Origin of the sequence: Paraburkholderia sp. BL23I1N1, from assembly GCF_003610295.1 — a bacterium.
Classification (GTDB): domain Bacteria; phylum Pseudomonadota; class Gammaproteobacteria; order Burkholderiales; family Burkholderiaceae; genus Paraburkholderia.
The window spans coordinates 2861663-2875809 of record NZ_RAPV01000001.1 but is presented as its reverse complement, the minus strand read 5'-3'; the positions used below and the strand labels follow the sequence as shown (position 1 = coordinate 2875809).

Here is a 14147-nt window from a genome sequence, read left to right as displayed (position 1 = left end):
AGCACGCAATCTCGCACATGGTGTGTAGAGAGCAGCAAACCCCGTGCCCGTAAGCTTTCGACAGATAATCACGCTGCTTGTGCGTGGAGCATGCTGGCCCGCGCCGCTCTGGCGCATTCAACGGGTGGCGAGTCATTCGAGACTGAAGAGGATCACGATGGCGATGTCGCGATCATGCGCTCGAAGCTGGAGTCGCCGCATACTCGGAGAAGGCCAACTATTGACTTGTGACTGAACGCGGTTGAGAGAAGGAAACAGGCTTAAGAATCTGATTTTCCATATCGACAAGCGTATCTTCTTCCAGCGCGACGCGCCGGTATGCTTGCCAATCCGGATCTGCTTCCATGGCGTCGCGGCGTTGCTCGCGATCTGCCCGCATTCTCGTGAGCGGCGCGAGCACCACACGGTGCGACAATTCGATCGCGCCGATGCGGATCGGTGAGAAAAGCTTTGACATACAGGTTCCTGTAAATAACGTGGACAGCGGCGCTTTCCAGTGGCGTCAAAATCGAATCGACTATCGTCAACTTGCTGTCTTGCCGCCGTTTACTCTGATGATTTGTCCGGTGATAAAGGCTGCCTTGTCTGATGCGACAAAGACGATGGCATTAGCGATTTCCTCAGGCGTCGCGCCGCGCTTGAGCGGTATGGCGGAGTAGAACGCTGCGCTCTTTTCGGTTGAACCCGTGAGGCGGTCCAGCATTGCTGTCTCGGTCGGTCCAGGCGCCACCGCATTGACGCGGACACCGTAAGCCGCGGCCTCGATCGCGGCGCTCTTCGTGATCCCTTCTACAGCATGCTTACTGCCCGCGTAGAGGGAGAAGTTGGCGGCGCCACGCTCTCCGAGCGTCGAGGAAATGTTGATGACGTTCCCGCTGCCCTGAGGCTGCATGACGCGCAAAGCGTGCTTAAGTCCCCACAATGTCCCTAGCACGTTGGTGTCGAACAAGGCCGTGTAGGCGTCGGCAGAGACATCGGTAACGGGGCCCGGCTTGCCCTCGACGCCCGCATTATTGACGACGACGTCGAGCCGGCCGAAGCGCGCCACCACCTTGTCAACCAGAGCGCTCACTTCGTCCTCGCGACGTACGTCAGCAATGACGAACTCGGCCTCGGTACCGAGGCGGCGCAATTCCTCTTCCAACGCTTTGCCCTCGGCCTGCCTGCGACCAGAAACCACCACCCGTGCCCCGTCCTGCGCAAAAGCGATCGCCGCGGCTCGGCCAATTCCCGTCAGGGCGCCAGTAATTAAAACAACAGGATTCGTCACGTTAAGTCCTTAGAGGTATGGGTAGCCATTGCTGCTCGGGTTCGCATAGAGCGTCACCCAGCCAGATTCGCGGTCAATTCCGGGTTGAAATTCAAATTCGGCTTAAGCGTAGAATGTTTTGGCGCCCCGGAATAAGACTTTGTATATCTAGAGCCATAGTCGGCAGGCATGGAGAGAGCAATGGAGCTTCGACATCTTCGCTACTTTATCGCCGTCGCGGAGACGGGTAGCTTCACGACGGCGGCCGAACAGCGACTGCATACGGCTCAACCTTCCCTCAGCCGTCAGATCCGTGATCTTGAAGAGGAAGTGGGTGTTGATTTGCTGATACGCGGCGCCCGCGGAGTTGAATTGACAGCGGCAGGTCGCGCTTTCCTCGAGCACGCTCGTGGCGCGTTAGCGCAAGCGGAATCCGCCATTGAAGCGGCTCGACGGGCGGCGCGTCGGTTAAAGCCCGTATTTGCGCTTGGATTCCTGACAGGGGAGGAGATAGAGTGGTTGCCGGAGGCGATGCGGGTTCTTCGCGACGAACTCCCTCAAATTGAGGTTACGGTCTCCAGCCAATACTCGCCGTCGCTTCGCGATGCCCTGGTGAAAGGCGATCTCGATCTGGCATTCATGCGGCCGGAGCCAAACGTGCCGGACCTGGAGTACCGGCTTGTTGTCAAGGAGCCATTGTTTGTGGTTTTGCCAAGTGATCATCCTCTCGCAGCTTGCGAAAAGATCGGTCTTCGGCAGTTCATCGGCGAGACGTTCATCACCGTTTCGCACACGGCTCCTACTGTCCGGACCGTCATCGACGAGTTTATCCTGCAGTCAGGTCTGGACATACAGGCAAGCCACGAAGTGGATAACCTCGCGATGGCGGTGTCATTGGTGGCATCGACGCGCGGTCTCGCGTTGCTTCCGTGTTACGCCAGGAATTTCCTTCCCGGGTCGGTGACAAGCCGTCCGCTTGCAGGTGAACCGCCGACTATCGACCTGGTCATCGGCTATAGCAGGGCCAACACTTCGCCGATATTGAGTTTGTTTCTTTCCAGAATCGACCATCTACTCGCCCGCTGCAGATCGATAGCGGCCGAAAATCAGGCGTCCGTAGGATAGTCGCCACGACATAGCGACGTGGGAGAGCCGACTGCCTTAGCTCGTCAACTCTCCGTTGCGTCCGCACGGACGTTGACCTTCTTCAAACCCGAAGGTCGAGTAATTGACCGGACTCAGGCATTCATCCCGCCATCCACCGTAAGATTCGCCCCGGTAATGTAGGAGGCCGCCGGGCCGGCGACGAACGCTACCATTGCGGCGATCTCCTCAACGCGCCCGTAGCGGTCGAGTGCTGTGGCGGCCTTCTGCGGCACCGCCCAATCGCCTGAGGCGGGGTTCAAGTCTGTATCGATCGGCCCCGGCTGGACGTTGTTGACCGTGATACCCCGGCCTCCCAACTCTCTGGACAGCGCCTGGGTGAACATCCTGACGGCCGCTTTCGTGGCTGCGTAGGGCACCAGCCCGGGCGCAATGGCACGCTCGCCCACCGCCGAACCGATCATGATGATGCGCCCACCATCACTCAGGTGCTTCAGCGCCGCCTTGGTCGTAGCGAAAACGCCGCGGATGTTGATGTCGATCACTCTATCCATCTCTTCCAGCGTCGTGTCTTCGAAACGTTTCGGAATGGCCGTGCCGGCATTGTTCACCAGCACATCCAGCCGGCCGAAGGTCGCAAAAGTTTTTTTCGACAGCGGCTTCGACAGCGTTGACGTTAGTGGCGTCCGCCTGGATTGCAACAGCCTTTCCGCCATTGAGTTCGATCTCTTTGACCACCGCCGTTGCCGCGCTCGCGTCCTTCGCGTATGTAATGGCCACACTTGCTCCATCCGCGGCCAGACGTTTCGCAATTGCCGCACCGATGCCGCGTGAGCCACCGGTAACGAGTGCCACTTTTTTGGCTAAATCAGACATTTGATTTCCTGGTGTATCCGTGAGCGATTCATCGCATCACTGATTCAGTTGATGATTCATTGACTGTTCATCCTGCGCTGAGCATTTTTAGAACGAGCCACTTCTCTAAATAGATTCGTAGTACAAATTTTCGATGCATGGTGCTGAAACGATTATAAGTTTGCGAGAAGGGTGCGACAAAGACCTTGTAAGCAGGGCGGCATGCGTTTTGAGCATGGCAGGAGAGGGCATGCCATCGTGGTGGCGCTGAAAACTTCCGGACTCGGCTGCATGCTCGTTCCGTTCAGATATCCCGCCTGACAAAGTTACAGACCTGTCCGTAATATAAAAAATATTTACAGATCAGTCACTTTGTGATGAATAGCCTTGCATAAGGCTGGGACGGGATCATGGATCAGTTGAACGAGCGCTATCTGGAAGATTTTGCAGTGGGGCAGACGTTCGGCTCAGGGCGGCTGCGCATCGACAAGGAGCGGGTCCTCGCGTTCGCTGCCGAGTTCGATCCGCAGCCCTTCCATCTCGATGAGGCGGCGGCGCGCCACTCGATTTTCGGTGGTCTGGCCGCCAGCGGCTGGCACACCGCTGCCGTGACGATGCGGTTGATGATTGAGACCGAACTCAAGCCGGCTGGCGGCTTTGTCGGCGCTGGGCTCGACGAGTGCCGCTGGCCCCGGCCAGTGCGACCCGGTGACGAGTTGCGCGTCGGGTGCGAGGTGATCGAGGTGCGGCCGTCAAAGTCCCGTCCGGAGCAGGGCCTTATCAAGCTCCGAACGACCACGCTGAACCAGCACGACGAGGCCGTGCTGGTGCATGTCGTGAACATGGTCGTGCCGCGCCGTACGCAACATTTGTCTTGATACCGGAAGGCGGGGTATTCATGGACATCGGTTTCATCGGCTTAGGCGTCATGGGACAGCCCATGGCGCTCAATCTGGTCCGTGCGGGCACACAACTCGTTGTCTGGAATCGCTCCCCTGACAGATGCGAGTCGTTGCGAGCGTCCGGCGCAACCGTCGCGACGAACCCTGCTGAGATATTTAAACGGACTCGCGTAGTATTCCTGATGTTAGTCGATGGCGACGCAGTCGACGCCGTCCTCGGCCGCGGCACATCGCAGTTCAGCGCGAACGTTGCGCACCACACGATCGTCCACGTGGGGACGACCTCGCCCGACTACTCGCGCGGACTCGAAGCCGACATTCGCAACGCCGGTGGCCGATATGTGGAAGCGCCTGTCTCGGGCTCGCGCAAGCCCGCCGAGGCGGGCAAGCTCGTGGCGATGCTGGCGGGCGAAGAAGCGGCCGTCGAAAGCGTTCGCCAGCTGCTCGAGCCCATGTGCCATCAGACGATGGTGTGCGGCCCGGTTCCGAGCGGGCTCCTCATGAAGCTCGCGGTGAACCTGTTTCTCATGACCACGGTCGCGGGCCTTGCAGAAGCGGCTCATTTTGCCGAGCGGCATGGTCTGGACATGCAGCAGTTCCGTGCCATCGTCGACGCCGGTCAGATGGCGAGCGACATCTCACGCGTGAAAATTCTCAAGCTGGTGACGCGTGACTTCGATGTTCAGGGGTCGATCACCAATGTGCGGGAGGTCAATCGACTGATTGCGGAAGCGGCGAGAGAAGCCGGGGTCACGTCGCCGCTACTGGATGTCTGCTACACGCTATTCGGCGAGACGCAGGCATTGGGGCATGGACAGGCCGACATTGTGGCCGTCCTCCACGCACTCGAGGCAAGAACCAGTTCCGGCAAATGATCGCGTTCGACTAGACCAGCAATTTCGTGGCAGCGTCGATGAGATCGCCCCTTAGATCACCCGACTCCGCGATCAAACCAGTGACGTAGGCGCCGTTGATGATCAGCGCGATCTGAGACGCGGTGCGCTTGGGATGACTCACGCCCAGCCTGGCAACGATCGCGGTGAGCCTTGCCAGCATTTCCGCCTTGTTGTCTCGGGCGATAACCCGGCCTGGATAGTCGTCGTCGGGAAACTCCGTCACCAGGTTAAGAAAGGGGCAGCCGCGATAGGCGGGGTGCGCGATCCGTTTCGCGATTCCAGATAGCAGCGCGTTTAACAAGGCGCGCGGGTCCTCAGCATGCTTCTCTTCAACGTCGTCCCACCACGCCCAGAACAACCGGTCTTTCTCGGTGGCGAAGGCGGAGATCAACGCGTCCTTGGACTCAAATACGCGATAGAGGCTCGTCTTCGATACCCCGGATTGCTCGACGACCGTGTCGACGCCGATGGCACGGATGCCTTCGCGGTAGAACAGGTCGCTTGCTGTCGCGAGGATACGCTCGCGTGCGCTTACTTCGCCCTTGGGTGGGGCTCCCCGCCGGGGTCGGGCTCCTGCCTTCATAGCCGTCAACTCCTTCCATTCGGATTGTCTGGTTGACAAAGTAACAGATCTGTACCTACTATGAAAGGTACGTACAGGTCTGTTACTTTAAAGGATGATACCCATGCGTGTAATCGAAGCGGAAACCTTTTCGGGCTATGACGGATTGCGGCAGATCGAACTACCTAAACCGCAACCGGTGAAGGACCGGGTGCTGGTTCGCGTGACCGCCGCCGGCGTCACGCCGCTCGAACACACGGTCCTCTCGGGTGGACACCCTCGAGCCAGGGCGCCGCTGGTGCTCGGCAATGAGGGCGCCGGGGTCATCGAGGACGCAGGCGACTCCGGGCTTGCAGTGGGAAGCCGTGTGATGTTCACGGGACCCTATGGCGTTGGTGAGAATGGCACATGGCAGGAATGGTTGCTGGTGAGGCCGGAACATCTGGCATCGGCTGATGCGATTGGGGACGTCGTCGCGGCCAGCCTTCCGGTAGCCTGGCTGACGGCGCAGATCACGCTGACGCACGCCGGGTTCAAGCCGGGTATGACGGTGCTGGCGCCAGGAATTGGCGGGTCGGTCGGCAACGCGACCTATCAGCTCGCGCGGGCGCAGGGCGCCGGCAAAGTGATCTCCACGGCGGGTAGCGCGCAGAAAGCCGCGAGAGCGCGCGAACTGGGCTTCGAGGACGTGATTGACCTCAGCGCGGAAGGTCTCGCCGACGGCGTTCGTCGGATAACGGCCGGCAAGGGCGTCGATATCGTCATCGAGAGCATCGGCGGCACGGTGACGAGTGAGGCGTTGAACAGCCTGGGTCTCGGCGGTGTCCTGATCACCTTGGGCTATTCCGCAGGACGCAAAACCACGATCGATGTCACTGACCTGATCTGGAAGCGCGCGCGGATGGCTGGCTTCTCCCTGTTCGCCCAGTCACCGGCCACAATCGCCACTGCGTGGCAGGACATCATCCCGCTAGTCGTAAGCGGATCAGTCAAGCCGATCGTCGAGCGGGTCTACCCCCTCGCCGAAGCAGGCGAAGCCCTGCGTCACCTGATCGAGGATAGGCCGTTTGGCAAAGTCGTTTTAACGATGTAACCGACATGACAAACGGATAGTCGCGGCTCCCAGCCGGGCCCGTTTCATTGAGGCGATTTCCTTATCCTGGCGCCAGGCAGTCAGATGTTGCGCGGACGAAATTTTCTCGACGCGATGTAACCTTTAGGAGAGCGTAATGCTGAATTGGCAGGTGGGCTCGGTGAAGATAACCTGTGTGGTCGAGATTTTGATGTCGGTTCCCTACGATCCGGAGAGCTTCTTCCTGCGGGACGCGACGCCGGACGCGCTGAGGGCCAGCCCCTGGCTCTATCCGCACTTCGCCAACGAGGACGGTTCGCTCAACGTGTCCGTCCAGGCCTTGCTGGTGGAGGCGCCTGGGCTGAGGCTGATGGTCGACACCTGCATCGGCAACGACAAGCCACGCGGTCTGGTGGACGGAAACCCGCTGGCGACGTCGTTCCTGCAACACCTGGCGGATGCGGGCTGGAGCCGTGACAGCGGACGCCGTGGTCTGCACTCACCTGCATGTAGACCACGTGGGCTGGAACACCCTGTTGGTGGACGGCAAGTGGGTCCCGACCTTTCCCAAGGCACGCTACCTGATTGGCAAGCGCGAATTCGAGCATTGGAGCAACGAGGGCGACGAGGAACAGCAGGCGATCATGGGAGACAGCGTGCGGCCGATCTTCGACGCGGGCCTCGCCGAACTGGTGGAGATGGATCACCGCATCTCGCCTGAGGTGCGTCTGAGGCCAACCCCTGGCCACACGCCGGGCCATGTCAGCGTGGTGATCGAATCGGAAGGGCATAGCGCGGTGATCACCGGCGACCTTGCCCACCATCCCTGCCAGATGGCGCACCCCGATTGGGCCACGAGCCTCGACAGCGACACCCAGACCGCGACGACCATCCGCGCGACGTTGTTCGCCGAATGGGCCGACCAGCCGATCCTGGTCATCGGCACCCACTACGCTGCGCCGACAGCTGGACATGTGAAGCGCGACGGGGCGGCGTTCCGGTTCGAGGTCTAGCCGCAGGGCACCGCACTCAGTTCCCAGGGTAGTGACCGGCCGCAATGTCTTCCAGCAGCGTCCCGAGCGTCGGCTCCCAGCCAAGCTGCGAACGCGTGTGTGCGCTGGAGGCCGGGGCGTCGGCACCGAAGAACATGCCCAGCCAGTCAAAGTGAGCTTGCGCGCGGTCAACGGGAATCGATTCCACGGGCACGTCCAGAAACTGGCCCAGCGCCGTCGCGATGTCACGCGTGGCGACGCCTTCTTCGGCGACGGCGTGCAGCACGCTGCCCGGCGTCGCTTTGTCGATCGCGAGTTGCACGAGCTTGCCCGCATCGAGCCGGTTCACCGCCGGCCAGCGGTTCTGGCCCTCGCCGATGTAGCCCGACATGCGCTTTTCGCGAGCGATGCGCGCCAGCACCGCGACGAATCCGTGGTCACCGCCCGCGCCGTGCACCGTCGGAGCGAAGCGCACGACCATCGACCGGATGCCGCGATCGGCCAGACCCAACGTGTAGGCCGCGTTGGCGATGCGCGGGTGGACCCCGGCACTCGGCACGTCCCCCTCGGTGCCTACGCGGCCCGGGGCCAGCCCCACTGTGCCCGAGGCGATCAGCAGCGGGCCGCCAGTGCCTTGCAGCACGTCGGCGAATGTGTCGATGGCCGTGCGATCGGTCTGCGCCGCGGCTGCCATCTGCGAGAAATCGTGGTTGTAGCCGAGATGCACGACGCCCTCGGCCAGCGTCGCCGCGCCGCGCAGGCTGGCAAGGTCGTCCAGGCTGCCGCGCACCACTTCGGCACCGAGCCTGGCGATCCTGGCTGCGGACTCGTCGTTGCGGGCGAGGCCGAGGACGTGGTGTCCTGCAGAGATGAGTTCCTTGACGCTGGCCGAGCCGATCCAGCCCGAGGCACCGGTGACGAGAATTCGCATGAGACACTCCACTGATGTCATTGAGTGACATCAGTATAGGCCTATGATGTCACTCTGTGTCAACACAAGAGAGAAAATATGGGGCGCTGGGAGCCTGATGCCGAGAGCCGTTTCCGTGCTGCGGCCCTCGAACTGTTCGGAGAGATCGGCTACGAGCAGACGACCGTGGCAGCCATCGCGGAGCGCGCGGGGCTGACTGCGCGCACGTTCTTTCGCTACTTCGCCGACAAGCGCGAAGTGCTTTTCAACGGATCCGAACGTCTTCAGCAGACGATGGTCGATGCGCTCGCCCAGGCGCCGGCCGAGGCTTCAGCGATAGATGCGACCGCCGCCGCTTTGACGAAGGCCGGCGATTTTTTCGATGACGACCTGCGCCCGTTCGCTCGCCTGCGCAGCACGGTGATCGCGGCCAACACGGACCTGCGCGAGCGCGAGCTGATCAAGATGGCGAAGTTGTCCGCGGCGCTCGCACAGGCGTTGCGCGAGCGCGGTGTCGGCGAGCCGGACGCGAGCCTCGCGGCGGAAGCGGGCATCGCCGTCTTTCGGGTCGCGTTCGCGCAATGGGTCGGCGAGTCCGAGCGACGCGACTACGGCGGGATCGTGAAGGAATCGCTTGCGCGACTGAGAGTGCTCGCGGCCAGTTGACCAAGCCGTTATTCATGCCGGCTTCGTTCAATGTGTTTTTGTTCTTCGCCGGCAGAGCGTGCTTAGTTGAACGTAAGCTGCTGATCCACTGCCACCAGGGAGAATCTCGAGCGCCGTACAAGATTGCGCGCGGTAGCGGCTGGCCGTCGCGCCTCAACAACCGGCGTGATATCGGGGTAACGGCGCACTGAATCCAGGATCCATGGGTATCGGCGGACGCAAGGGGATCCGAGCGAGGCTCGGCGTTGGTTTGCGGCAGGTGGTTGTCAATCGGGTGGGAGTAGAATTCCCGCCGGGAAACATCATTCGCTAGTTGATTGGCTGTTGAAGCCCTGTTTTTTACAGGGCTTTATATTGTGCGCCGAGCATGCGCAACAGCTTGGGGGTGTGAGTCCCTGTCCAACCTGATGGTGGTGAAGGACTAGCGAAACGCAAGGGCGTCGTCGTGAGGCGGGGTCTGAAGGAAGCGTGTAGCAAAGCCATGACCTGACGAACAGAAACCAGATGCGAGGCCTACCTGGCCGGACGAGCAAGCAATTGATTGCGAAGTCCATAGCCATCAAGGGCTGGGGTGGTAGATCTGGCAGGTGTGTGGGGAAGGCGGTTGCGCTTACCTCGGGAGGCCTGCACGGCGTCCTGAAATGAGGACTGAGCGGCTCGCAAGGGCCGTTGACCACCGTGCAGGAGTCAGCAGAGGGCATATTAGGGCGGCGACGCCTGAAGGCCCGAACGGAAAGGAGCGGCGAGTAAGCCGGAGAACTCGACATGGGAGCGCAGCAGAAAACGCATCGCGTCCTCGACAGCGGAGGTAGGGGTGAAGCTCCGATGGCTGCTGATCGAGGGGCTGAACCTATGGCGGCGAACCCCGAGTCTGAAAGCCCGTCGGCATATGACCGACTGATGGAAGAAGTCTGCGAAAGGGGGAACCTGAAGCAGGCGTTGAAGCGTGTGAAAGCTAACAAGGGCGCACCGGGCGTGGACGGGATGACCGTTCAGGCATTACCGGCGTACCTGCGGGAGCATTGGCCGTCGATACGGGCCACGCTGCTGAACGGCACATACCAGCCTCAACCTGTGAGACGGGTCGAGATACCCAAGCCGGATGGCGGTGGCGTGCGCAAGCTCGGCATCCCTTCTGCGCTTGACCGATTCGTCCAGCAGGCGGTCTTGCAGGTGTTGCAAAGGCAGTGGGACCCGACGTTCTCGGACTCCAGCTACGGTTTCCGTCCGGGACGCTCGGCGCATCAGGCAGTGGCGCAGGCGCAAAGCTACATCCAGTCGGGGTATCGATGGGTTGTAGATTTGGATCTGGAGAAATTCTTCGATCGCGTGAGCCACGACATCTTGATGAGTCGGGTGGCAAAACGGGTTAGTGACAGACGCGTTCTGAAGCTGATTCGCTCCTTCCTGACGGCGGGCGTGATGGAGCACGGGCTGGTTGGTGCGACGGACGAGGGCACCCCCCAGGGTGGTCCCCTGTCGCCGTTGTTATCCAATCTGATGCTCGACGATCTTGACCGGGAGCTTGAGCGACGCGGGCTGCGTTTCGTGAGGTACGCCGACGATTGTAACGTCTATGTACGCAGCGAACGCGCGGGCCAGCGGGTGATGGCGGGGCTGAAAGCCTTCCTCACCGGCAAGCTGAAGCTGAAGGTCAATGAAGCGAAGAGCGCCGTCGCACGGCCACACACGCGGAAGTTTCTGGGCTTCACCTTCTCGGGGCGGGAGCAGATCAAACGGCGCATTGCGCCCAAGGCACTGGCTCGCTTCAAGGATCGGGTCCGGGAACTGACTCAACGCACGCGCGGGGTCAGCGTCGACCAGATGATCGGCGCGCTGAAACGTTATCTGGCAGGGTGGCGGGGCTACTTCGGTTTCTGCGAAACGCCCAGCGTTCTGCAACGCCTGGATGAATGGATACGCCGCCGCATCCGCTGCTTCTTCTGGAAGCAGTGGAAACGGGGCCGCACAAGATTCCGGGAGCTGACAGTACGCGGCGTCAGCCGAAACCTTGCTGCCCAGACGGTCGGTTCGCCACACGATGCGTGGCGGCTGAGTTGCAGTCCCGCGCTGGGCATCGCCTTGTCAAACCGTTACCTTCGCTCGCTGGGGCTTCCATCACTAAGGCCATAGTCGATTAACCGATCCGAACCGCCGTGTACGGACCCGTACGCACGGTGGTGTGGGAGGGGTCGGGCCGCGAGGCCTGCCCCTATCCCGATTTGTTTTGAGCACCATTTTTTGGAATTTCCCCATGGAAATTAAAGTCAATTTTCTCGATAAGCTACGTCTTGAAGCGAAGTTCGATGACTTCACGGTAGTGAGCGACCAGCCTATCCGTTACAAGGGCGATGGCTCGGCGCCTGGTCCCTTCGATTATTTTCTGGCCTCATCGGCCTTGTGTGCAGCTTACTTTGTGAAGTTGTACTGCGTAACCCGCAATATTCCTACCGAAAATATCCGCCTGTCGCAGAATAATATTGTTGATCCGGAAAACCGGTACCAACAGATTTTCAAGATTCAGGTTGAGTTGCCGGCGGACATCTCCGACAAAGACCGCCAGGGTATTTTGCGTTCCATCGACCGTTGTACGGTCAAAAAAGTGGTGCAAACCGGGCCCGAGTTTGTGATTGAAGAGGTGGAGAATCTGGACGCCGATGCTCAGGCGTTGCTGATTCTAAATCCGGATTCCGATTCCCACACCTATATTCCAGGCAAGGACCTGCCGCTAGAGCAAACCATAGCCAATATGTCCGGCTTTCTGGCCGGCTTGGGCATGAAGATTGAAATCGCTTCGTGGCGCAATATTGTTCCCAATGTCTGGTCACTGCACATCCGCGATGCGCACTCGCCGATGTGTTTTACCAATGGCAAAGGATCGACCAAAGAAAGCGCGTTGGCGTCAGCGTTGGGTGAGTTTATCGAGCGATTGAATTGCAACCATTTCTATGGCGGTAGTTTTTGGGGCGAAGACATCGCCAACGCGGCGTTTGTCCATTACCCGAACGAGCGCTGGTTCAAACCCGGCCGTAAAGATGCACTGCCGGCTGAGATTCTGGATGAGTACTGCCTGCAAATTTACAACCCCGATGGCGAGTTGCGTGGCTCGCATCTGATCGACACCAACTCCGGCAATGTGCAGCGTGGTATCTGTTCGCTGCCGTATGTGCGCCATTCGGATGGCGAGGTGGTGTATTTCCCATCCAACCTGATCGAAAACCTGTACGTCAGCAATGGCATGAGTGCTGGTAATACGCTGGCCGAAGCGCAGGTGCAATGTCTGTCAGAAATTTTCGAACGGGCGGTAAAGCGCGAAATTCTGGAAGGTGAAATTGCATTGCCTGATGTGCCGCACGAAGTGCTGGCGAAATACCCTGGCATTCTGGCCGGGATTCAGGGATTGGAAGAGCAGGGCTTTCCGGTGCTGGTAAAGGATGCGTCGCTTGGTGGGATCTACCCGGTGATGTGCGTCACCTTGATGAACCCGCGGACAGGCGGTGTCTTTGCGTCGTTCGGCGCGCACCCAAGCTTCGAGGTGGCGCTGGAACGGAGTCTGACGGAATTGCTGCAGGGGCGTAGTTTTGAAGGCCTGAACGATTTACCTCAGCCCACCTTTGTCAGTAACGCCGTGACTGAACCCAATAACTTTGTCGAGCACTTCATTGATTCGAGCGGTGTAGTGTCGTGGCGCTTTTTCAGCGCGAAAGCGAATTTCGAGTTTGTTGAGTGGGATTTTTCTGGCCAGGGTGAAAACTCCAACGCAGAGGAAGCAGCAACCTTGTTCGGCATTCTCGAAGACATGGGCAAAGAATCTTACATGGCGGTGTATGACCAGCTGGGTGCCGTAGCCTGCCGGATTCTGGTGCCCGATTATTCGGAAGTTTACCCGGTAGAGGATTTGATCTGGGATAACACAAACAAGGCCCTGTTGTTCCGCGCCGATATTTTGAACTTGCATCGACTGGACGATGCCAGTCTGGCAGCACTGCTTGAGCGGTTGGAGAACAGTGAGCTGGACGAGCACGCCGATATTGCCACTTTGATCGGCATCGAATTTGACGAGAATACGGACTGGGGGCAGCTAACAGTTCTCGAGTTGAAGCTGCTGATTCATCTCGCCTTGCAGCAATTTGAGGCGGCGCAAGAACTGGTGGGAGCTTTCCTGCAGTACAACGACAACACGGTCGAGCGCGGATTGTTTTACCAGGCCTTGAATGTCGTGCTGGAGGTGCTGCTCGATGACGACCTGGAACTGGACGACTACGCGGTCAACTTCCGTCGGATGTTCGGCAACGCTCGGATGGACGCGGTAATGGGGGCAGTGGACGGCAGCGTGCGCTTCTTTGGGCTCACGCCAACGAGTATGAAGCTGGAAGGTCTCGATAGGCACCACCGCCTGATCGACAGCTACAAAAAATTGCATGCGGCGCGGGCCAATGTGGCAGCTATAGCCAGTTAGGGTTAAGAGTTATGGCTGGATGCGATGATGCCATTCATCCCTTGGCACAGACGCATGTTCGTTACCAGAGCGACCATCTGTGAACCGCCACCGGTTTCCCGGGGCGGTTCACGTACAAGATTGCGTGCGGCAGTGGCCGACCGTCGCGCATCGGCGAGTGTGATATCGGGGTAGGGGCCGAGGCTGAGGAACTTCTCCTTGCCCGTGCCCGGTCGTCGATAGTGGAACGCACAGGAACTGCAGGCAACAAAAACCCCGTAAGACTTTGATCTTACGGGGTTTCTCGGACTTCTTCGGCTTATTTTGAAACTAGGCCGGAACAACTGTTGGTGCCAGGAGAGGACTTGTATTTGTCTTGTAATATATTGATTCTTAAAGGTATTGTTGTTTTTACGCCGTGATAATGTACTTGTTTATGTACTCATTTGCGGTTCGTTTCATATTGTGACGCTTTTTGCGCAAACGCAGCGCTGGGTCGAC

General features: G+C 59.6%; 13 protein-coding genes and 1 pseudogene. 8 read left to right on the top strand and 6 right to left on the bottom strand.

The features are described from left to right. Positions 1–217: 217 nt before the first annotated feature. Both B0G76_RS13520 and B0G76_RS13515 read right to left on the bottom strand, forming a co-directional pair. Positions 218–457, bottom strand: a complete 240-nt coding sequence (locus B0G76_RS13520) for an NIPSNAP family protein (protein ID WP_120292820.1) — start codon at positions 455–457, stop codon at positions 218–220. A 66-nt stretch (positions 458–523) separates the two neighbouring features. Continuing rightward, on the bottom strand, positions 524–1270 hold the full coding sequence (locus B0G76_RS13515; RefSeq protein ID WP_120292818.1) for an SDR family NAD(P)-dependent oxidoreductase: 747 nt from the start codon (positions 1268–1270) through the stop codon (positions 524–526). A 180-nt stretch (positions 1271–1450) separates the two neighbouring features. Here B0G76_RS13515 and B0G76_RS13510 point away from each other — a divergent pair, with 180 nt between their 5' ends. Beyond that, on the top strand, positions 1451–2374 hold the full coding sequence (locus B0G76_RS13510; RefSeq protein ID WP_120296363.1) for a LysR family transcriptional regulator: 924 nt from the start codon (positions 1451–1453) through the stop codon (positions 2372–2374). Positions 2375–2487: 113 nt separating this feature from the next. Here B0G76_RS13510 and B0G76_RS43750 read toward each other — a convergent pair. Then, positions 2488–3229, bottom strand: a pseudogene (locus B0G76_RS43750) (SDR family NAD(P)-dependent oxidoreductase). Positions 3230–3618: 389 nt separating this feature from the next. Between B0G76_RS43750 and B0G76_RS13500 the strand changes: the two are divergent. Both B0G76_RS13500 and B0G76_RS13495 read left to right on the top strand, forming a co-directional pair. After that, positions 3619–4086, top strand: a complete 468-nt coding sequence (locus B0G76_RS13500; protein WP_120292816.1) for a MaoC family dehydratase — start codon at positions 3619–3621, stop codon at positions 4084–4086. Positions 4087–4106: 20 nt separating this feature from the next. Next, positions 4107–4985 (top strand): NAD(P)-dependent oxidoreductase, encoded by an 879-nt coding sequence (locus tag B0G76_RS13495; protein WP_120292814.1) that lies wholly within the window; start codon positions 4107–4109, stop codon positions 4983–4985. Positions 4986–4995: 10 nt separating this feature from the next. Here the strand turns inward: B0G76_RS13495 and B0G76_RS13490 are convergent, their stop codons facing one another. Next, entirely contained in the window at positions 4996–5589 is a 594-nt protein-coding gene (locus B0G76_RS13490) for a TetR/AcrR family transcriptional regulator (RefSeq protein WP_120292812.1), read from the bottom strand. Between the two features lie 103 nt (positions 5590–5692). Here B0G76_RS13490 and B0G76_RS13485 point away from each other — a divergent pair, with 103 nt between their 5' ends. Together B0G76_RS13485 and B0G76_RS43290 are read left to right on the top strand one after the other, a co-directional pair. Beyond that, the gene (locus B0G76_RS13485) at positions 5693–6661 is read left to right on the top strand and encodes a zinc-binding alcohol dehydrogenase family protein (protein WP_120292810.1); all 969 of its coding nucleotides are present in this window, start codon (positions 5693–5695) and stop codon (positions 6659–6661) included. Positions 6662–7113: 452 nt separating this feature from the next. Beyond that, positions 7114–7653 carry an MBL fold metallo-hydrolase gene (locus B0G76_RS43290; protein ID WP_220700751.1) on the top strand — a complete coding sequence of 180 codons (540 nt, stop codon included), beginning with the start codon at positions 7114–7116 and terminating at the stop codon, positions 7651–7653. A 16-nt stretch (positions 7654–7669) separates the two neighbouring features. Here the strand turns inward: B0G76_RS43290 and B0G76_RS13475 are convergent, their stop codons facing one another. Next, positions 7670–8563, bottom strand: a complete 894-nt coding sequence (locus B0G76_RS13475; protein WP_120292808.1) for an SDR family oxidoreductase — start codon at positions 8561–8563, stop codon at positions 7670–7672. Positions 8564–8641: 78 nt separating this feature from the next. Here B0G76_RS13475 and B0G76_RS13470 point away from each other — a divergent pair, with 78 nt between their 5' ends. The 3 genes from B0G76_RS13470 (at position 8642) to B0G76_RS13460 (ending at position 13667) form a co-directional block, all read left to right on the top strand. After that, entirely contained in the window at positions 8642–9208 is a 567-nt protein-coding gene (locus B0G76_RS13470) for a TetR family transcriptional regulator (RefSeq protein WP_120292806.1), read from the top strand. A 765-nt stretch (positions 9209–9973) separates the two neighbouring features. Then, on the top strand, positions 9974–11341 hold the full coding sequence (gene ltrA, locus B0G76_RS13465) for a group II intron reverse transcriptase/maturase (RefSeq protein WP_120292804.1): 1368 nt from the start codon (positions 9974–9976) through the stop codon (positions 11339–11341). Between the two features lie 121 nt (positions 11342–11462). Next, entirely contained in the window at positions 11463–13667 is a 2205-nt protein-coding gene (locus B0G76_RS13460; RefSeq protein ID WP_120292802.1) for an OsmC domain/YcaO domain-containing protein, read from the top strand. 2 nt (positions 13668–13669) lie between these two features. On the opposite strand, the gene B0G76_RS44805 is transcribed toward B0G76_RS13460, so the two are convergent. Continuing rightward, positions 13670–13990 carry an Arm DNA-binding domain-containing protein gene (locus B0G76_RS44805; RefSeq protein ID WP_409076713.1) on the bottom strand — a complete coding sequence of 107 codons (321 nt, stop codon included), beginning with the start codon at positions 13988–13990 and terminating at the stop codon, positions 13670–13672. Between the last annotated feature and the right edge of the window lie 157 nt (positions 13991–14147).

Bases quoted from the DNA above. Each gene is read 5' to 3' on its own strand.
- ltrA (WP_120292804.1), top strand. From the start codon at position 9,974: ATGGGAGCGCAGCAGAAAACGCATCGCGTCCTCGACAGCGGAGGTAGG.
- B0G76_RS13490 (WP_120292812.1), bottom strand. From the start codon at position 5,589: ATGAAGGCAGGAGCCCGACCCCGGCGGGGAGCCCCACCCAAGGGCGAA.
- B0G76_RS13470 (WP_120292806.1), top strand. From the start codon at position 8,642: ATGGGGCGCTGGGAGCCTGATGCCGAGAGCCGTTTCCGTGCTGCGGCC.
- B0G76_RS13520 (WP_120292820.1), bottom strand. From the start codon at position 457: ATGTCAAAGCTTTTCTCACCGATCCGCATCGGCGCGATCGAATTGTCG.
- B0G76_RS13495 (WP_120292814.1), top strand. From the start codon at position 4,107: ATGGACATCGGTTTCATCGGCTTAGGCGTCATGGGACAGCCCATGGCG.
- B0G76_RS13510 (WP_120296363.1), top strand. From the start codon at position 1,451: ATGGAGCTTCGACATCTTCGCTACTTTATCGCCGTCGCGGAGACGGGT.
- B0G76_RS13500 (WP_120292816.1), top strand. From the start codon at position 3,619: ATGGATCAGTTGAACGAGCGCTATCTGGAAGATTTTGCAGTGGGGCAG.
- B0G76_RS13475 (WP_120292808.1), bottom strand. From the start codon at position 8,563: ATGCGAATTCTCGTCACCGGTGCCTCGGGCTGGATCGGCTCGGCCAGC.
- B0G76_RS13485 (WP_120292810.1), top strand. From the start codon at position 5,693: ATGCGTGTAATCGAAGCGGAAACCTTTTCGGGCTATGACGGATTGCGG.
- B0G76_RS13460 (WP_120292802.1), top strand. From the start codon at position 11,463: ATGGAAATTAAAGTCAATTTTCTCGATAAGCTACGTCTTGAAGCGAAG.